This is a genomic window from Nocardioides panacisoli, from assembly GCF_019448235.1.
GTDB classification, from domain to species: Bacteria; Actinomycetota; Actinomycetes; order Propionibacteriales; family Nocardioidaceae; genus Nocardioides; species Nocardioides panacisoli_A.
Map to the genome: position 1 here is coordinate 2,383,512 of NZ_CP080409.1, position 18,166 is coordinate 2,401,677.

18 protein-coding genes are annotated in these 18,166 nt (G+C 72.1%); 16 read left to right on the top strand and 2 right to left on the bottom strand.

What is annotated here, in order from left to right:
- The first annotated feature begins 82 nt into the window (after positions 1-82).
- The 10 genes from KUV85_RS11625 (at position 83) to KUV85_RS11670 (ending at position 11,157) form a co-directional block, all read left to right on the top strand.
- On the top strand, positions 83-670 hold the full coding sequence (locus KUV85_RS11625; protein ID WP_219960057.1) for an RNA polymerase sigma factor: 588 nt from the start codon (positions 83-85) through the stop codon (positions 668-670).
- Positions 667-1,278: a hypothetical protein gene (locus KUV85_RS11630; protein WP_219960058.1), complete on the top strand. Its 612-nt coding sequence runs from the start codon at positions 667-669 to the stop codon at positions 1,276-1,278. Before KUV85_RS11625 ends, KUV85_RS11630 begins: the two co-directional genes overlap by 4 nt.
- On the top strand, positions 1,275-3,992 hold the full coding sequence (locus tag KUV85_RS11635) for a CHAT domain-containing protein (RefSeq protein WP_219960059.1): 2,718 nt from the start codon (positions 1,275-1,277) through the stop codon (positions 3,990-3,992). The genes KUV85_RS11630 and KUV85_RS11635 overlap by 4 nt, the downstream gene beginning before the upstream one ends.
- A 16-nt stretch (positions 3,993-4,008) precedes the next feature.
- A complete protein-coding gene (locus KUV85_RS11640; protein WP_219960060.1) occupies positions 4,009-4,203 on the top strand; it encodes a hypothetical protein in 195 nt (64 codons plus the stop codon).
- A 140-nt stretch (positions 4,204-4,343) separates the two neighbouring features.
- A complete protein-coding gene (locus tag KUV85_RS11645; RefSeq protein WP_219960061.1) occupies positions 4,344-4,799 on the top strand; it encodes a hypothetical protein in 456 nt (151 codons plus the stop codon).
- Complete coding sequence (locus KUV85_RS11650) at positions 4,796-5,485, top strand: sugar transferase (RefSeq protein WP_219960062.1); 690 nt, start codon at positions 4,796-4,798, stop codon at positions 5,483-5,485. The genes KUV85_RS11645 and KUV85_RS11650 overlap by 4 nt, the downstream gene beginning before the upstream one ends.
- A 2-nt stretch (positions 5,486-5,487) precedes the next feature.
- Entirely contained in the window at positions 5,488-6,669 is a 1,182-nt protein-coding gene (locus KUV85_RS11655; RefSeq protein ID WP_219960063.1) for a hypothetical protein, read from the top strand.
- 36 nt (positions 6,670-6,705) lie between these two features.
- Complete coding sequence (locus tag KUV85_RS11660) at positions 6,706-7,230, top strand: low molecular weight protein-tyrosine-phosphatase (RefSeq protein ID WP_237690130.1); 525 nt, start codon at positions 6,706-6,708, stop codon at positions 7,228-7,230.
- A gap of 75 nt (positions 7,231-7,305) precedes the next feature.
- Entirely contained in the window at positions 7,306-10,512 is a 3,207-nt protein-coding gene (gene icmF, locus KUV85_RS11665; protein ID WP_219960064.1) for a fused isobutyryl-CoA mutase/GTPase IcmF, read from the top strand.
- Between the two features lie 147 nt (positions 10,513-10,659).
- A complete protein-coding gene (locus KUV85_RS11670) occupies positions 10,660-11,157 on the top strand; it encodes a thioesterase family protein (RefSeq protein WP_219960065.1) in 498 nt (165 codons plus the stop codon).
- A gap of 9 nt (positions 11,158-11,166) precedes the next feature.
- Here the strand turns inward: KUV85_RS11670 and KUV85_RS11675 are convergent, their stop codons facing one another.
- A complete protein-coding gene (locus KUV85_RS11675; RefSeq protein ID WP_219960066.1) occupies positions 11,167-12,117 on the bottom strand; it encodes an AraC family transcriptional regulator in 951 nt (316 codons plus the stop codon).
- A gap of 183 nt (positions 12,118-12,300) precedes the next feature.
- Between KUV85_RS11675 and KUV85_RS11680 the strand changes: the two genes are divergently transcribed.
- The 6 genes from KUV85_RS11680 to KUV85_RS11705 all read left to right on the top strand — a co-directional run bounded on the left by KUV85_RS11680 (position 12,301) and on the right by KUV85_RS11705 (position 16,591).
- On the top strand, positions 12,301-12,882 hold the full coding sequence (locus KUV85_RS11680) for a flavin reductase family protein (protein ID WP_219960067.1): 582 nt from the start codon (positions 12,301-12,303) through the stop codon (positions 12,880-12,882).
- 11 nt (positions 12,883-12,893) lie between these two features.
- Positions 12,894-14,474 (top strand): 4-hydroxyphenylacetate 3-hydroxylase family protein, encoded by a 1,581-nt coding sequence (locus KUV85_RS11685; protein WP_219960068.1) that lies wholly within the window; start codon positions 12,894-12,896, stop codon positions 14,472-14,474.
- Between the two features lie 42 nt (positions 14,475-14,516).
- Positions 14,517-15,266, top strand: coding sequence for a helical backbone metal receptor (locus tag KUV85_RS11690; protein WP_219960069.1), 750 nt, complete (start codon positions 14,517-14,519; stop codon positions 15,264-15,266).
- A 156-nt stretch (positions 15,267-15,422) separates the two neighbouring features.
- Positions 15,423-15,632, top strand: a complete 210-nt coding sequence (locus KUV85_RS11695; protein WP_219960070.1) for a hypothetical protein — start codon at positions 15,423-15,425, stop codon at positions 15,630-15,632.
- 148 nt (positions 15,633-15,780) lie between these two features.
- Positions 15,781-16,077, top strand: coding sequence for a type II toxin-antitoxin system VapB family antitoxin (locus KUV85_RS11700; protein ID WP_219960071.1), 297 nt, complete (start codon positions 15,781-15,783; stop codon positions 16,075-16,077).
- A 4-nt stretch (positions 16,078-16,081) separates the two neighbouring features.
- A complete protein-coding gene (locus tag KUV85_RS11705) occupies positions 16,082-16,591 on the top strand; it encodes a LytR C-terminal domain-containing protein (protein WP_219960072.1) in 510 nt (169 codons plus the stop codon).
- 13 nt (positions 16,592-16,604) lie between these two features.
- On the opposite strand, the gene KUV85_RS11710 is transcribed toward KUV85_RS11705, so the two are convergent.
- Positions 16,605-18,101 carry a potassium/proton antiporter gene (locus tag KUV85_RS11710; RefSeq protein WP_219960073.1) on the bottom strand — a complete coding sequence of 499 codons (1,497 nt, stop codon included), beginning with the start codon at positions 18,099-18,101 and terminating at the stop codon, positions 16,605-16,607.
- Between the last annotated feature and the right edge of the window lie 65 nt (positions 18,102-18,166).

Here is an 18,166-nt window from a genome sequence, read left to right on the forward strand (position 1 = left end):
GCCGGGGGACAACTCGTGGGGTCCGAACGACCTCGCACCATACTTTCTTCTGGGGGAGCAAGTGAGCCATAGCGGGACCGACGTGTCCCCGGGGACGGGACACGCGACGGTGACCCCGCTGCGACCAGGGTTGGCGGAGTTCCGACCTCCGTCCGACGCCGAGTTGCTGGAGGCCTGCCGGGCCGGCGACGCCGCAGCGTGGGACCAGGTCGTCGAGCGCTACCAACGCCTCATCTACTCCGTCGCCCTGCGCAACGGACTCTCCGGCGACGACGCCGCCGACATCACCCAGACCACCTTCGTGGAGCTCGTCGACGCCCTCGACCGCTTCCGCGACGACGACAAGCTGGCGTCGTGGCTGATGACCGTCGCCCGCCGCCAGGCCTGGCAGCTGCGCACCCGGCTCCGGCGCGTGCAGCCGAGCGACTCCCTCCCCGAGGAGTCCGAGGACCCGTTCTCCGACTGGGGCACCCTCACCACGCTCCACGACGCGCTCGCCGAGCTCGGCGGCAAGTGCCGCGACCTCCTCCACGCCCTCTACTTCGATCCCGACGAGCCCAGCTACGCCGAGATCGCCGACCGCATGGGCCGCTCCATCGGCAGCATCGGACCGCTCCGCGGCCGCTGCCTGCTCCGGCTGCGCAAGATCGTCGGGGAGGACGTCCGATGACCGAGCCCACCTTCCGCGAGCTCGCCGACTGGATCGACGGTCGACTCGACGACGAGCGCGCCGCCACGGTGGCGGCGTACGTCGCGAGCGGCGACGCGGACACCCGCGACGCCGTGGCATGGCTGCGTGAGTTCAAGCAGGCGGCGGGCCTCCTGCCGCTCCAGGCACCGCCTCCCGAGGTCGGCGAGGCCGCACGCGACGCCTTCCGCCAGCTGCGCACCCCGCGGGGCGTCGACCCGCGGTGGTTCACGGTGCGCTTCGACTCCCGGCTGGCCCCCGCCGCCGGCATCCGCACCACGGGCACCGCACCCGCCTCGTTCCACCTCGACCTCGAGGGCCACGGCCTCACGGTGAGTGTCGACCTCACCCGGGTCGACGAGACCCACCTCGACGTCGACGGCGCGATCCGGGGTGCGGACGCGGACGCGTCGCGCACGTCACGGCCGGTCGCCGTGGTGTTCCTGGCCGCCGGCGAGGAGCTCGCCACCGTGCCGGTCGACCGACGCGGGCACTTCGCCACGCGTGTGCCGGTCGAGGTCGACGAGCTGCGCGTCGTGGCCGGCGGCGGCGTCATCCGCGCTCGGCTGACGGTCCGGGACGGATCGTGACCGCGGGGAGTGACCGGGCGGAGACGGCCGCCCCGTCACCACGCGACCTGGTCACCGGCGCCGAGGAGGCCGCCTGGACGGACCCGGTCGCGGCACTCACCCTGTTGGAGGAGGCGATCACCCCGTTGATGCGGCGCTCCGAGCCCGCCACGGCCGCCCGCGCCTCCTACCTGCGTGCCCGGTTGCTCTCCGACCAGGGGCACTACGACGAGGCACTGGGTGCGATCCGCACCGCTCGTCGTGACTGGCTCGTCGCCGGCAACGAACTCGAGGCGCTGCGCACCGACCTCGGCACGGGCACCGTGCTGATCGAGGTCGGCGACCACCAGCAGGCCATCGACGTCTCCGAGCGGCTGCTGGAGTCCCTCGACGCCGCCCCCGGCAGCGACCCCACGCTGCGCCGCACCATCGTGGCCGGCGCCCACGGCAACATCGGCAACGCGCACACGCTGATGGGCAACCACCGACTGTCGCTGCAGAACTACGACGTCGCGGCCAACCTCTTCGCCGCGCTCGGGCGCACCGAGATGCAGGCGCAGATGGATGCCAACGGCGCGATCGCGATGATCAAGCTCGGGATGGCCCACCGCGCGGTGGCCCAGCTGCGGCGCGCACGCGAGGTGCTGCTGGACCTCGAGCACAACCTCGCCGCCGCGAAGACGTTGCCCGATCTCGCCGAGGCACAACTGCTGCTCGGCCAGCCCTTCGAGGCCAACCGCACGCTGGTCGAGGCCGAGGCGGAGCTCGAGCAGCTCCATGCCGTCCCGGAGCTGGCCCGGCTCCAGCTGGTGCGTGCCCAGGCGCTCAGCGAGATGGGGCTCCGCGACGACGCCCACCGCCAGGCGCACGCCGCGGCCGACACCTTCCGGGCCCTGAACATGCTCGCCGAGGGCGGGGAGGCGGCGCGCCTCGCCGGCCTGATGGCGCTCGAGCTCCAGGACCGGGAGACCGCCGCGTCCGAGCTCAGCACCGCCGAGCGCCTCTCCAACGCCGCCAACGACAAGAGCAGCCTCGCGCGGACGTGGCTGCTCCAGGGCCATCTCGCTGCCGTCAACGGACGCGACCAGGAGGCCCGCACCCTCGGTGAGCGCGCGTTGTCGCGGTTCCTCACCACCGAGCAGGGAGCCGACACCGCCGAGGCCCACCTCTACCTCGCCCACCACGCCCTCGACCCGGACGAAGCGGCCGAGCACCTCGCGTCGGCGAGCGCGATCATCGACCGCCTCGACCTCCCGCTCCTCGGGTTGCGGCGCGACCTCGTCGCCGCCCACCTGGCGGCACAGCGCGGCGACCTCACCGAGGCCGCACGGATCCTGGAGACCGCGTTCGCGCACCAGCGCAGCGAGCTGGTCAGCGCCGGCGGCCACGAGCTCTACCTGCGCGCCAGCACCGGGCTCAGCCAGATCGTCGACCAGCTGATCCACGTCCTGGTCCGGTCGGGCACCGACGCCGACACGATCCGCGCCTGGCAATTCGCCACCCGTGCCAGTCGCTCGCTGCTCACCCGCCTGGGCAGCATTTCCGCCGAGGCGCGCGCCACCACCTCGGCCCAGGGGCCGGACGGCCCGGCCACCGAGGTGTGGCACAAGCTCTCCGACCTCTACGACGAGTACGCCGCACACGAGTCCCGACGCGAGGTCCTGGGCGGCCGCATCCGGGACCTGCAGCACCGCACCATCCGCCACTACCTGCTGCAGCTGCAGGTGCCACCCAATCCGGACCCCGCGGTGGCGCCGGTGCCGGAGTACCCGGTCCTCCACTTCCACGTGACCGGCGCCGATGTCATCGCGTTCGTGCTGCGCGACGGGTACGCCGACGCACGGATCCTCACCGGGGCCGCGGAGGAGTGCCGCGACCTCGTGCGCCAGTGGCGTTCGGAGTGCGCCCGCATGGCGGCGGTCACCGAGCATCGTGACTCGCCGGCGGAGAGCGCCGACGTCGACGCGTTGCTGCGTGCCTTCGGCGAGGTGCTCCTCGAGCCGTTGCGGGACCTGCTGGCCGACCTCGAGGGCGAGGCCCTCCAGGTCAACCCGCACCGCCACCTGCACGCCGTGCCGTTCGAGGCGCTCCCCTTCGACGGTGCCACCCTCGGCGACACGGTGGCGCTGTGGTTCTCCCCCGGCCGGTCCGCCCACGGCGGCGACGCGACGGCCCCGGACCGCCGGTCCCCCCGGGTGCTCGCGGTGCCCGACGACGTGGCCCCCGAGATCGGGGCCGAGGCGCGAGCCATCGCCGACGGCGCCCCGGGCGCTGCGGTCCACGTCGGCGAGGCAGCAACCGCCGACACCCTCCTGAGCAGCGACCTCCGCGGAGGGCTGCTCCACCTCGCCTGCCACGGCGAGTTCCACGATCCCCATCCGGTGTTCTCGCGGGTCCGGATGGCCGACCGATGGGTCACCGGTGCTGAGATGACGGGACTGGACCTCACCGACAGTGATGTCATCCTCAGCTGCTGTGACCTCGGTCGGGCCTCCGACGTCCACACCGAGGCGCTCGGATTCACCTGGTCACTCTTCGTGGCCGGGGCCCGCTCAGTGGTGGCATGCAATTGGTCCGTCGACGACGGATCAACGGCACTGTTCATGAAATCGCTGCACGTACATCTCGGGAGCGGTGCGGGGTTGGCCCAGGCGGTCGACCTCGCGCGTCGCGACGTCCGGCGAGCCTTCCCCCACCCCTACCACTGGGCACCGTTCCGCTATTTCTGCTCCTGACCGGAAGGTTCATCCCATGCGCCGTGCCTGCGCTTTCGTCTGCTCCCTGTTCATCGCCCTCGTCCTCCAGTGGGGCGTCGCCGACCCGGCCACCGCCAAGAAGGCCAAGCCGGCCCCCGAGGACGACACGACCACCAGCGAGGTGCAGGACTCGTCGGGCACCTTCACCGGCGGTCCGTCGACCACGATGAGGGTCCACGGCTCCTGGTGACCCCTCGGGGCGGACGAGGAGAAAAGTTCACCCCGAACGAATCAAAACCCTGCTCGGGCGCACTGGTGGTGTAGTGAGCCGTCGGCTCACCGCGAGCGCAGGCCACCTGCCTCGCCGGAACGACCGGAGAGCCCGCTGCATTGACCGAGCAGAACGCCGACGACAGCCACCACACCGACCAGGTGTCGGGGGCGCCGTGGCCGTTGCGCTTCCCCCACCTGGAGATCGACGCGTTGCTCCAACGCCTCGAGGAGGAGCGCACCGAGCCCGGTGACGCCGAGCGCCTGCTGCGCCTCGTCGACGACGAGGCACGGCGACTGCGTACGACGGTGATGCGCCTCGCCGCCGGGCGGATCGCGGAGGCCCAGGACGAGGCCAGTGACATCATCCGCGCCGCCCACGACCAGGCCGACCAGGTGCGTGCCGTCGGACTCGACGTGCTCACCTCGCGCCTGGACGAGGCCGACACGGTCGCGGCGACCCTGAAGGACATGGCGCGTCGCGCACGCGCCGCGATCGACGTCCCCGGAGCCGGCTCCCCGCTCACCGAACCGGGGAGCGGCGATGCGCCCCCCGGACGAGGAGTGTCGCGATGACCGCCGATCCCAGCGTCCACCCGCCGTCGACACCGGTGCCGGTGCCACCGCCGACCACCGCACCACCCGAGCCACGACGTGTCCGGCACGAGCGCCTGAAGCGGGGGCTCGACGTCAGCGTCGCGTGGACGCTGCTGGTGGGCCTCGCCCCGCTGCTGGTCCTCATCGCCGCCCTGGTGCGCCTGGACACCCGCGGCCCCGCCCTCTTCCGGCAGGAGCGGATCGGTCAGGGTGGCCGACGGATCCGGGTCTACAAGTTCCGGTCGATGGTGGCCGACGCCGAGCGCATGCGTGCGCCGCTGGAGTCGCACAACGAGGTGGCGGCCGGTCCGCTGTTCAAGATGCGTCGCGATCCCCGCATCACACGCGTGGGTCGCTGGCTGCGGCGTACGTCGCTGGACGAGTTGCCGCAGCTGATCAACGTCGCCCGGGGCTCGATGTCCCTCGTCGGCCCGCGACCGGCCCTGCCCCACGAGGTCGAGCAGTACCCCGCCGACGTGCACCGGCGACTGTGGGTCAAGCCCGGCATGACCGGGCTCTGGCAGGTCAGCGGACGCAGCGACCTGCCGTGGGAGGAGGCCATCGCGCTGGACCTGCACTACGTCGAGCACCAGTCGATCGGGCTGGACCTCTCGGTGCTGGCCCGCACCGTGCCGGCGGTGGTCAAGGGACGGGGGGCCTACTGACCATGGACCCGCTGGAGGACCTCCGCACCGTCGGCGCCAGCCTGTGGGGGGACGCCGACATCGCCGTCGGCCCGCCCCCGCCGGGCGCCCACTGCCAGGTGCACGACGAGCAGTACGTCGCCGTGCCCTCGGCGCAGCGGCCACGGTTCCTGGTGTCGGCCGACCTCGGCCCGACCGCGACGTCGCGGCTGCTGCGGGAGTACAACTCGCTCCGCGCCACGGGACCGCGGCTGGCCCGGGCGGGCCTCGCACTGCTGGCCGGCCTCGGCTGGAGCGCCGGTACGTCGTCGCGCCGGGTCCAGGTGCACCACCGCGACCTCGACGACACCGGCCTGCGCGGGTTCCTCGCCCGCGAGCTGGGCCGTGACCCGCACACCATCGCCCTCGCCTGCGGCGTACGTGTCGCGCACGGCATCGCCCGCCCGATCGTCACCGTGGCCGATCGGCGCGGACGCCCCCTGCTCTTCGTGAAGCTGGCCGGGACCGCGCTGCACCAGCGACGACTGCGCAACGAGTACGAGATGCTGGGCGCCCTCGCGGACCGGCGGCTGCCCGGGTTCCACACCCCGGCGCCGGCCTTCTGGCGGCACTGGAACGGGCACGCACTGTTGGCCGTCGAGCCGCTGCCCCGCGAGGTCGAGCCGCTGCGCCCCCGCGACGCGGGCTACACCGCGCGCGCACTCGCCTCGCTGACCACCGAGCGGATCCCCCACGCCGTCGGCGACTCCCCGTGGCTGCACTCGCTGCGCCGGCGGGCGGGCCACGTGGCTCCAGCGGACCGTGAGCGCGTCACCGCCGGCATCGACCGGGTCGTCGACCTGGCCGGTGACGTCGTCCTCCCCCACGACGTCGGCCACGGTGACTGGTCGTTCTGGAACATGGCGCACCTGCCCTCCTCGGGTCGCGTCGCCCTGTGGGACTGGGAGTTCGGCCATCCTCGGGCGCCGCGCGGCCTGGACGAGCTGCACTGGGACTACGCGGTCGCCACCACGATCCGCGGCGTCCCGGCACCGCGCGTGGTGGCGCGCCAGCGGGACCTGCACGACGGTCGCGGACCCGCGGCCCGCACGGTCCGGGTCCTGCACACGCTGGACATGGCGACGCGCCTGTACGAGAACGCGACGCTGGGCGACGCCGACGCCGCCGCCACGGCCCATAGGCTGCTGGACACCGTCCCGGGCTGACCGCGACGGACACCCGACCGACCCGACGGAGGCACCATGGGATCCGACCTGCCCGACGACCCCGCGCCGACGGCGGTGCTCCCCGCGCCACGCGACGGGGCGACGTACCGGATCGCCATGGTGTGCCTGGGCAACATCTGCCGGTCCCCCATCGCGGCCGCGGTGATGCGCGAGCGCCTCGCCCGCGCGGGACTGGAGGACCGGGTCGCGGTGACCAGTTGCGGCACCGGCGACTGGCACGTCGGGCGCCCCATGGACGACCGCGCTGCCGCGACGCTCTCCGCGGCCGGCTACGCCGTCGACCACACCGCGCAGCAGATCGACCCGTCGTGGCTCTCGTCCCACGACGTGCTGTTGATGATGGACGAGTCGAACCTCCACGACGTGGTGACCCTCGGGGACACTCCGGAGGGCCGGCTGCGCAAGTTCCGCGACTTCGACCCGGTCGGCACCGGCGAGGACGTCCCCGACCCCTACTTCGGCGGACACGACGGCTTCACCGACGTCCTGGCGATGGTGGAGCGCACCTGCGAGGAGCTGGTGGCACAGCTGGCGCGGTGACCACGGCTGGCGCAATTTACTTGGACGTCCTACTATTTAGTCGGACGTCCAACCTTCTCTCCTGCGGAGTACGCGATGAGCAGCCTGCACCAGCCCCAGTACCCGGTCCGGATCGTGACCGCGGCCAGCCTCTTCGACGGCCACGACGCCTCGATCAACATCATGCGGCGGATCTTCCAGTCCCAGGGCTGCGAGGTCATCCACCTGGGCCACAACCGGTCGGTGCAGGAGATCGTCGAGGCCGCCATCGAGGAGGACGTGCAGGGCATCGCCGTGTCCTCCTACCAGGGCGGCCACGTGGAGTACTTCGAGTACCTCGTCCAGTTGCTGCGCGAGCGCGGCGCCGGGCACATCAAGGTCGTCGGCGGTGGCGGGGGCGTCATCGTGCACGACGAGATCGCCCGGCTGCGCAACTCCGGCGTCACCATCTTCTCCCCCGAGGACGGCCAGTCCATGGGACTGCCCGGCATGGTCAACTCCGTCGTCGCCGACTGCGACCACGACCTGTGGTCGACCTCGTCGGTCACCGCCGACCAGGTGCTCGCCGGCGACCGGACCACGCTGGCGCGCGCCATCACCGGCGTGGAGACCGGCCGGTTCGCCGAGGACGAGATGGCGCGCCTCCGCGACGCGGTCGCCTCCCGCCCCGTGCCGGTCCTCGGCCTCACCGGCACCGGCGGCTCCGGCAAGTCCAGCCTCACCGACGAGCTCGTCCGCCGGCTGCGCATCGACCAGGAGGACAAGCTCCGCGTCGCGGTCATCGCCGTCGACCCCACCCGCCGCAAGGGCGGTGGCGCGCTGCTCGGCGACCGCATCCGGATGAACAGCCTCGACCTGGAGAGCGACGCGCTCGGCCGGGACCAGGTGTACTTCCGGAGCCTGGCGACCCGCGGCGCCCACGAGCTGCCCGAGCACCTCGAGGACGTGCTGACCGTCATCAAGGCGGCCGGCTTCGACCTCGTCGTCATCGAGACGCCCGGCATCGGCCAGGGTGACGCCGCGGTCGTGCCCTACGTCGACACCGCGCTCTACGTCATGACGCCCGAGTTCGGTGCCGCCTCGCAGCTGGAGAAGATCGACATGCTCGACTTCGCCGACGCGGTCGCGATCAACAAGTTCGAGCGCCGCGGCGCCGAGGACGCGATGCGCGACGTCGCGCGCCAGCTCGTCCGCAACCGCGAGGCGTTCGGCTCCAGCCCCGACGACATGCCGGTCTACGGCACCTCGGCGGCGACCTTCGACGACGACGGCGTCACCGCGCTCTACCAGTTCCTGCGCGACGCCCTGACCGAGCACGGCCTCGCCGTCGGCGAGGGCCGGCTGCCCGCCGTCAGCGGCAAGACCTCGACCCGGATCCAGCAGGTGCTGCCCGCCGAGCGGGTCCGCTACCTCTCCGAGATCGCCGGCACGGTGCGGGACTACCACGCCCGGACCGAGGACCTCGCCCGGACGGCGCAGCGGGTGCAGCGGATCCTCGCCGTGCGCGAGGAGCTGGACGGTCGGGGTGCCGGGACCACCGACCTCGACGAGCTCCTCGAGTCCGCCGAGCGGGACCTGCCGCGCGAGGTGGCGGACCAGGTCGCGAACTGGCCCGACGTCGTCGAGTCCTACTCCGGCGAGGAGCAGGTCGTCACCGTCCGCGACAAGGAGATCCACACCCAGCTCACCCGCGAATCGCTCAGCGGCTCCCGGATCCCCCGGGTCGCGCTGCCGTCGTACGACGACCACGGCGAGCTGGTGCGCTTCTGGCGGCGGGAGAACCTCCCGGGCTTCTTCCCCTTCACCGCCGGGGTCTTCAAGTTCAAGCGCGACGCCGAGGACCCGGCGCGGATGTTCGCCGGCGAGGGCGACCCCTTCCGCACCAACCGGCGCTTCAAGCTGCTCTCCGAGGGACTGCCCGCGACGCGGCTGTCGACGGCGTTCGACTCGGTCACCCTCTACGGTCGCGACCCCGACGAGCGTCCCGACATCTACGGCAAGGTCGGCACCTCCGGCGTCTCCGTGGCGACGCTGGAGGACATGAAGGCGCTCTACGACGGCTTCGACCTGCTCGACCCGACCACGTCGGTGTCGATGACGATCAACGGCCCGGCGCCGACGGTGCTGGCGTTCTTCCTCAACACCGTCCTGGACCAGGCCGACGAGCGCGGCGTGGACCGTGCGACGGCGTTGTCGACCGTGCGCGGCACCGTGCAGGCCGACATCCTCAAGGAGGACCAGGGGCAGAACACCTGCCTGTTCTCCACCGAGTTCTCGCTGCGCTGCATGGCCGACATCGCCGAGTGGTTCATCGACAACGACGTGCGCAACTTCTACTCGGTCTCGATCTCGGGCTACCACATCGCCGAGGCCGGGGCGAACCCCATCAGCCAGCTCGCGTTCACGCTGGCCAACGGCTTCACCTACGTCGAGTCCTACCTCGCGCGCGGCATGGACATCGACGACTTCGCGCCGAACCTGTCCTTCTTCTTCTCCAACGGCATGGACCCCGAGTACTCCGTCATCGGCCGGGTCGCCCGCCGGATCTGGGCGGTCGCGATGCAGGAGAAGTACGGCGCGAACGAGCGCTCGCAGAAGCTGAAGTACCACGTGCAGACCTCCGGGCGGTCGCTGCACGCCCAGGAGATGGACTTCAACGACATCCGCACCACGCTGCAGGCGCTCATCGCGATCTACGACAACGCCAACAGCCTGCACACCAACGCCTTCGACGAGGCCGTCACGACCCCCTCGGCGGAGTCGGTACGCCGCGCCATGGCCATCCAGCTCATCATCAACAAGGAGTGGGGCCTGGCGATGAACGAGAACCCGCTCCAGGGGTCGTTCATCATCGACGAGCTGACCGACCTGGTCGAGGAGGCGGTGCTGAAGGAGTTCGACCGCATCTCCGAGCGCGGCGGCGTCCTCGGCGCGATGGAGACCGGCTACCAGCGCGGCCGGATCCAGGACGAGTCGATGACTTATGAGCACCGCAAGCACGACGGCTCCCTGCCGATCATCGGCGTCAACACCTTCCGCAACACCGACGACGACGGGACGCCGGACCACGTCGAGCTCGCCCGGGCGACCGAGGAGGAGAAGCAGTCGCAGCTGACGCGGCTGGCCGACTTCCAGACGCGGCACCGCGACGACGCCGCCGAGGCACTGGCGCGGCTGAAGCAGACGGCGATGGAGGACGGCAACGTCTTCGCCGCGCTGATGGACGCGGCCCGCGTGTGCTCGCTGGGCCAGATCACCGAGGCCTTCTTCGAGGTGGGCGGCCAGTACCGGCGGAACGTCTGAGGCCGGGCAGGCTGCGAGGGACGAGCAGGCTGCCGTGGCCGACGAGGTCGAGCAGGCGCGCGAGCGTGAGCCTGCGAACGCTTGCGACCGCCGTGCCGAGACCTACGGGGAACCGAGCATGAGTACCGAACGCAGTAGGGTCCCGGCATGAGCAACCAGCCGACCTACGAGCAGCTCGAGGGCCTCCCGGCGTACGCCGTCCAGCCGGTGCCGATGGCGTTCGAGGACGCCAACGGGTTCCTCAACGTGCGCCACTACCTCGGCATCGGCAGCGAGGGCCTGGACGAGTCGTTGCACTCGGTGGGCATCCCGCAGAACTGGCCGATCATCTCGGGGCTGGCGTGCCTGGCGGCCGAGCACCACGTGACCTACCTGCACGAGCTGCGCACCGGCGACCGGATGTCGATCCGGGTACGACTGCTCGGGCGGGCCGAGCGTGCGGCCCACGCGATCGTCTACGTCCTCGACGACACCGAGGAGCGGCTGGCCTGCGTGTTCGAGGAGATCATGCTGTGCGTGCAACTCGACGAGCGCCGCACGGTGCCGTGGCCCTCGGCGGTGGCGACCCGGATGGACGAGCGGGTCGCCGAGGACGCCGCGATCGGCTGGGAGCCCGTGCTGTCGGGCTCGGTCGCGCTGCGCTGACCGCGCACCCTAGGAGCGGCCCGCCCCTCGCAGGGTCGCCGAGGGCGGGACGCCGTACGCCGCCCGGTAGGCGGCCGCGAACCGGCCCAGGTGGGTGAAGCCCCACCGGTAGGCGGCGTCCGCGACCGTGTCGGTGGCGCCGGCGAGCAGGTCGTCGTGGACGCGCGCCAGCCGGATCTCCTGCAGCGCGTGGGTCGGGGTGGTGCCGGCGTAGCGCCGGAAGCCCTGCTGCAGGCGCCGGATGCCGACTCCGGCCTCCCGCGCCATCTCCGCGGCCGTCCAGTCCCGTGAGGGGTCGGCCTCCATCGCGTCGTACACGCGCGAGACGATGCGCGGCCGGGCCTCGCCGCACCCCGGCTCGTCGGGGAAGCAGGCGGTCACCAGGGCCGCCGTGAGGGTGGCCGCCATGCGTCGGGCCACGGTCGGGTTCGCCACCAGGTCCGGGTTGCGCAGCGCCTCCGAGCCCAGGGTGGCCAGGAGTCCCCACCACGCCTGCCCCTCGGCCGAGCGCAGGTCGAGCTGGCGCGGCATCGAGTCGGCCGCGAGACCGACGAGCGCGGTCACGTCGTCGGCCAGGTAGCTGCGGTCGATGCGCATGCCGACGATCGCGCAGTCCGCCGACCACCGGATCATCCGGGTCGGCTCGTCGGGCGGGCACACCGTCGCCTGACCGTCCAGCGACAACACGTGCGCGCCGGACACCTGCGCCTCGAGGACGCCGCTGCGCGGCACGTTGACCGCCCAGGCGCCGGGGTGGTCGGAGGTCACCGAGACCTCCGAGCCCCAGCCGATGCGCGCGAGCCGGACGGGGCCGAGGTCCACCGCGCGCAGGTCCGCGCCCACCTCGGGGCGGCCGCGCACGTCGAGCCGGTGCGGGAAGTAGGCGTCCCCCACGGCCGTGGAGAACTCACCGAGGTCGCCGCCTCGCGCGGTGACCCGCTGCGCCGATCCGCTGCTCATGCTCCACCTCCTCGGCCGCGGTGACGCCCATCACACTACCGGCCACCCGCCGCGGCACGACCGCCGTCGCACAGAACGTTGCGCATCGCGGCCAGGTGCTGCGCAGAGCGGATCGCGCGGGCCCGCGACCGGCCATAACGTCCTCGACCACGTGACCACCGCCACACCTGAGGAGGAGCAGACATGGACCCGCAGAGCCTGCGATCGGCCTTCGGCCGCTTCGCGACCGGCGTCACCGTGATCACCTGCCGGGCACCCGACGGTGGGGCCCACGGCGCCACCGTCACCGCCTTCACGCCGATCTCGCTCGACCCGCCCCTGGTCCAGGTCGCACTGACCCGCAGGTCGAAGGCGTGCCAGTACCTGGCCGACGCGCCGTTCGCGGTGAACGTGCTCGCCGCCGACCAGCGCGACCTGGCGATGCACTTCGCCGGACGCCCGGGCGAGGACCCGCTCCCCTGGCGCGAGGGGCCGACCGCACCGGTGCTGGCCGGCACCGCCGCCACCATCTCGTGCCGCCCGTGGCGGACCGACGCCGGCGGGGACCACCTGCTGCACCTCGGCGAGATCGTGGAGGTCACCACCTCCACGCGAGCGCCGCTGCTCTTCCACGACAGCGCCTTCCACGAGATCGGCGCGCAGTCCTCGGAGACGGTCTGGTTCGGCTGCCAGGACGACCCGCACCGCGGCTGGTTCGACGAGACCGCGAGCTTCACCCCCATCCCCGCGCCGGCGTACGCCATGCCGGCCGACACCCACTACTGAGGAGACCCACGATGACCGAGACCCTGGCCCCACGCACCAGCGACGCCCCGCCCACCAGCAACCCGGCGGCCGACGCCCCGGCCAACCAGCAGAAGAACTTCGCCTCGCGCCCGATGACCGGCGACGAGTACATCGAGAGCCTCAAGGACGGCCGCGAGATCTACCTGCACGGCGAGCGCGTGGCCGACGTGACCACGCACCCGGCCTTCCGCAACCCGATCCGGATGACCGCACGGCTCTACGACGCCCTCCACACCGGGCCGCACGTCGACGAGCTGACGGTGCCGACCGACACCGGCAACGGCGGCGTCACCATGCCCTTCTTCAAGACGCCGACCTCGAGCGCGGACCTGCTCAAGGAGCGCGACGCGATCGCCCGGTGGGCGCGGATGAGCTACGGCTGGATGGGCCGGTCGCCGGACTACAAGGCCAGCTTCCTCGGCACCCTCCACGCCAACAAGGAGCTCTACGCGCCGTTCGAGGACAACGCCGAGCGCTGGTACCGCGAGTCGCAGGAGAAGGTCCTGTACTGGAACCACGCCATCATCAACCCGCCCGTGGACCGCGACCTCCCGCCCGACGAGGTCGGCGACGTCTACATGAAGGTGGAGAAGGAGACCGACGCCGGCCTGGTGGTCTCCGGCGCGAAGGTCGTCGCCACCGGTTCGGCGATCACCAACTACAACTTCATCGCCCACTACGGGCTGCCGATCCGCAAGAAGCAGTTCGCCCTGATCTGCACGGTGCCGATGGACGCGCCCGGCATCAAGCTCATCTGCCGGCCGTCCTACACCGAGCAGGCGGCGAAGAACGGCACCCCGTTCGACTACCCGCTGTCGAGCCGGATGGACGAGAACGACACCATCTTCGTCTTCGACAAGGTGCTCGTGCCCTGGGAGAACGTGTTCATGTACGGCGACGTGGACCGGATCAACGCGTTCTTCCCGCAGTCGGGCTTCCTGCCCCGGTTCACCTTCCAGGGCTGCACCCGCCTCGCGGTGAAGCTCGACTTCCTCGCGGGCCTGCTGCTCAAGGCGCTCGACGCAACCGGCTCCGGCGGCTTCCGCGGGGTGCAGACCCGGGTGGGCGAGGTCATCGGCTGGCGCAACCTCTTCTGGTCCCTCACCGAGTCCATGGCACGCGACCCCGAGCCATGGATCGGCGACGCGGTGATCCCGAAGCTGGAGTACGGCCTGACCTACCGGATGTTCATGATCCACGGCTACCCGCGGGTGAAGGAGATCATCGAGCAGGACGTCGCCTCGGGCCTGATCTACCTGCCCTCGGGCGCCGCGGACTTCAAGAGCCCCGAGGTGCGTCCCTACCTGGACAAGTACGTGCGCGGCTCCAACGGCATGACCGCGGTGGAACGGGTCAAGGTCATGAAGGCGCTGTGGGACTCCATCGGATCGGAGTTCGGCGGCCGCCACGAGCTCTACGAGCGCAACTACTCCGGCAACCACGAGAACGTGAAGGCGGAGCTGCTCTTCGCCGCCCAGAACCGGGGCGGGGTGGAGTCGATGAAGGGTCTCGCGGAGGAGTTCCTCGGTGAGTACGACCTGGACGGCTGGACGGTCCCCGACCTGTTCTGACCGACCATCGCCGACGGCGCGGGGCCGCGTAGGGTCGGCCGGGTGCAGGACGACCTCGGCCACCCCTACGACGGCCCCGCCGTCGCGACCCGTGTCGTCTCGCTGGTGCCCTCCCTCACCGAGGCGATCGCGGTCGACCACCGCGACGCGCTCGTCGGCGCGACCGAGTGGTGCACCCACCCCGCCGACCTCGCCGTGCCACGGGTGCGGGGCACCAAGAACCCCGACGTGCGGGCGATCGCCGACCTGACGCCGGACCTGGTGGTCGCCAACCGCGAGGAGAACCGCGAGCTCGACGTACGCCGGCTGCGCGAGCGGGGCGTCCCGGTCTGGGTGACCGAGATCGAGACCGTGCCGCAGGCCCTGTCCTCGCTCGACCGACTCTGGCGCGAGGGGCTCGGCTGGGAGCGGCCGGACTGGCTCGCCCGGGCCCACGACCAGTGGTCGGCGCCGCCGCCGGCCCGCCGCGGCCGGGTGGTGGCGCCGATCTGGCGCGACCCGTGGATGGTCGTCGGCTCGCGTACCTACACCGGCGACGTGCTGCAGCGGCTGGGGTACGAGCACGTCTTCGCCACCGCGGCCGACCGCTACCCCCACGCCGAGTTGGCCGACCTCGACCGCGACGACGTCGACCTGGTGCTCCTGCCCGACGAGCCCTACGCCTTCACCGCCGAGGACGGCCCCGAGGCGTTCACCCGCGTGCCCACGCAGCTCGTCTCCGGGCGCCTGCTCACCTGGTACGGGCCGGCGATGGTCGAGGCCCACGACCTGCTCGGCCCCTCGGCCGGCTGAGAGCGCCGTAGCGTCGCGATCCGGGCGCGATCCGGGCCGGCCGACGGGGCGATCCGGGCACCCGTCGGGCAGTGTCGCGCAGATCACGGTGCCGCGACATCGATCCGTAACCGTTCGTCAACGTCCGCGCGACGAGCGGCTCGAAGAATCAACGCCATGGACCACGACACCCACGCTCCCCTGCACCCGACCCCGACCCCGCTCGAGGCCCACGCCGAGGCGCTCGAGCGCCAGCGCGCACGTCGAGCCTCGCTGCGCGACCGCCACTCCCAGGGACTGACCCGATTGATGACCGAGCGGGGCGACCTGCGCGGCGTCCACGCCCTGGCCGACTTCGTCGACGACTCCGTCCGCTGGGGCGCCTGAGCAGACCGTCGAGTCGGCGCCAACTCGGCACTCGCCCGGGTCGAGTCGGCGCGGGTCAGCCGAGTTCGCGCCGACTCGACGCTCGTCATGACCGGGGCACCCGGATGCGGGGCCAACGGCGTGGATCCGGCTGGCTAGACTCCCCGCCGTGATCTTCAAGCGGGTGGGCAACGAGCGGCCCTACCCTGCGCACGGACTGACGCCCAAGCAGTGGGCCGCGGTGCCGCCCCGCCAGATCCGACTCGACCAGTTGGTCACCATCACCAGCACGCTGGACCTGACCAAGCTGCTCGACGCCGACTCGACCTTCTTCGGGGACCTCTTCGCCCACGTCGTCTACTGGCGCGGCGACTACTACCTCGAGGACGGCCTCCACCGGGCCCTCCGGGCGGCCCTGCAACAGCGCACGGTGTTGCACGCCCGGGTCATCAAGGTGGAAGACTGAGGCAATGGTCGACCCGGGGGCGCGCAGCAGGTCCGCCCTCACCCTTGTCGTGCTGGCCGTCGCGCTCGTCGCCGCCGTCGGCTGGGGGTGGTCCCAGGTCACGGGCACGCTGCCCACGCCCACCGAGGACGCCGGCCCCTGCACCGACCAGTCGATCGCGGCCGGGGAGAAGGTGAGGCCCGCGCAGGTCACGGTCAGCGTGCTCAACGCCAGCGACCGTGGCGGCCTCGCGGGGCGCACGATGGCCGGCCTGGTCAACCGCGGGTTCGGTGAGGGCGAGCTCGCCAACGCACGCACCAACTCCGTCGACGCCGGAGCCGTCGTGTGGGCCAGCCGCAAGGACGCCGGCGCCTGGCTCGTCGCCTCCCACCTCGGCGGCAAGGTCGAGATCGTCGACCAGCCGTCCTCCTACCCGGGCATCACCGTCGTGCTCGGCGCCGACTTCGCCGGCCTCAGCAAGGGCCGCCAGCAGGTGACCGCCAACAACGACACGACCGTGTGCGTCCCGAACTGACCCGACCGCTGCGTCAGTCCTCGGCGAGCCACTGCGCGAGCCGCCCCCCACCGCTCACGGTCCGGAGCCGGCGTTCGGTCGCCTCCCGCTCGCGCCGGGGCGTGACGACGAGCAGGTCGTCACCGTGGCGGAGCACCGTACGCCGCTCGGGCACCATGGTGTGCCCCTCCCGCACGATCAGCGAGACCGACGCCCCGACCGGCAGGCGCAGCTCACCCACCTCGACGCCGTGCATCCGCGACCGGGGACTGATCGTCACCTGCAGCAGGTCGGCGGCGATCCGGTCCAGCGGCGCGGCCTCGAGGTCCATGGTGCGCGGCTCGGAGCGCCGCGCGACCCGGAGCACCCGAGCCGCCGCGGGCAGCGTCGGTCCGGTGACCAAGGTGTAGACCACCACCAGCACGAAGACCATGTCGAAGAGCTGGTCGGCGCCCTCGACGCCCTCGGCGAGCGGGATGGTGCAGAACACGATCGGCACGGCGCCGCGCAGCCCCGCCCAGGACACGAAGGCCGACTCCCGCCACGGCATGGGCCGCACGACGGAGCTGACCAGCACCGACAGCGGGCGGGCGACGAAGGTGAGCACCAGCCCGGCGACCACCGCCATGCCCAGGGTCTCCCACGTGAGCCGGGACGGCGAGAGCAGCAACCCGAGCATCACGAAGAGCCCGATCTGGGCGAGCCAGGCGAGCCCCTCGGAGAAGGAGCGGCTGGCCATGCGGTGCGGGAGCTCGGAGTTGCCCAGGACCAGGGCGGCGACGTACACCGCGGCGAAGCCGCTGGCGCCCAGCGCGGGGCCGGCGCCGTAGGCGAAGAGCGCGAGGCAGATGACCGCGATCGGGTAGAGGCCCGAGGCGGGCAGGGCGACGCGCCGCATGATCCAGGCGCCGCCGGCACCGACCGCGAGGCCGATGAGGACCCCGGCCGCGAGCTGGTAGGCGATGATGCCGAGCATCGCGGGCACGCCGTGGTCGAGTGCCGCGCCGGTGGAGATGAGGGTCACCAGGACGACGGTGGGGGCGTCGTTGAGCCCCGACTCGGCCTCGAGGGCGCCGATGACCCGCTTGGGCAGCGGCACCTGCCGCAGCACCGAGAACACCGCCGCGGCGTCGGTGGAGGACGTCGCCGCACCGAGCAGCAGGGAGAGCTCCCAGGACAGCCCGAGGACGTAGTGGCCGCCGAGCGCGACGATCGCGACGGAGATCGCCACGCCCACCGTCGCCAGGGAGACCCCGAGCCGCATCGACGAGCGCACCTGGCGCCAGTCGGTGCTCAGGCCACCCTCGGCGAGGATGATCCCGAGCGCTCCGGAGGCGAGTGCCTGCGCGAGCTGGGCGTCCTCGAACGGGATGCCCACGACGGCCTCGCCGAGAATCACGCCGATGAGCAGGTAGAACAGCAGCGAGGGCAGCCCCAACCGGGTCGAGGCGCGCACCGCCAGCACCGCCAGCAGGGTGACCCCGGCCCCGACCAGCACGAACGTGTCGAGCTGGTTGACGTCGAAAGTCATGGCACCTTCTGGCTCCTGGGCGTCTGGGAGCGCAGTCTATCGAGGGGCGCGGCCCCGCCCGCGCG

Bases quoted from the DNA above. Each gene is read 5' to 3' on its own strand.
- KUV85_RS11630 (WP_219960058.1), top strand. From the start codon at position 667: ATGACCGAGCCCACCTTCCGCGAGCTCGCCGACTGGATCGACGGTCGA.
- KUV85_RS11640 (WP_219960060.1), top strand. From the start codon at position 4,009: ATGCGCCGTGCCTGCGCTTTCGTCTGCTCCCTGTTCATCGCCCTCGTC.
- KUV85_RS11650 (WP_219960062.1), top strand. From the start codon at position 4,796: ATGACCGCCGATCCCAGCGTCCACCCGCCGTCGACACCGGTGCCGGTG.
- KUV85_RS11655 (WP_219960063.1), top strand. From the start codon at position 5,488: ATGGACCCGCTGGAGGACCTCCGCACCGTCGGCGCCAGCCTGTGGGGG.
- KUV85_RS11660 (WP_237690130.1), top strand. From the start codon at position 6,706: ATGGGATCCGACCTGCCCGACGACCCCGCGCCGACGGCGGTGCTCCCC.
- icmF (WP_219960064.1), top strand. From the start codon at position 7,306: ATGAGCAGCCTGCACCAGCCCCAGTACCCGGTCCGGATCGTGACCGCG.
- KUV85_RS11670 (WP_219960065.1), top strand. From the start codon at position 10,660: ATGAGCAACCAGCCGACCTACGAGCAGCTCGAGGGCCTCCCGGCGTAC.
- KUV85_RS11675 (WP_219960066.1), bottom strand. From the start codon at position 12,117: ATGAGCAGCGGATCGGCGCAGCGGGTCACCGCGCGAGGCGGCGACCTC.
- KUV85_RS11680 (WP_219960067.1), top strand. From the start codon at position 12,301: ATGGACCCGCAGAGCCTGCGATCGGCCTTCGGCCGCTTCGCGACCGGC.
- KUV85_RS11685 (WP_219960068.1), top strand. From the start codon at position 12,894: ATGACCGAGACCCTGGCCCCACGCACCAGCGACGCCCCGCCCACCAGC.
- KUV85_RS11695 (WP_219960070.1), top strand. From the start codon at position 15,423: ATGGACCACGACACCCACGCTCCCCTGCACCCGACCCCGACCCCGCTC.
- KUV85_RS11705 (WP_219960072.1), top strand. From the start codon at position 16,082: ATGGTCGACCCGGGGGCGCGCAGCAGGTCCGCCCTCACCCTTGTCGTG.
- KUV85_RS11710 (WP_219960073.1), bottom strand. From the start codon at position 18,101: ATGACTTTCGACGTCAACCAGCTCGACACGTTCGTGCTGGTCGGGGCC.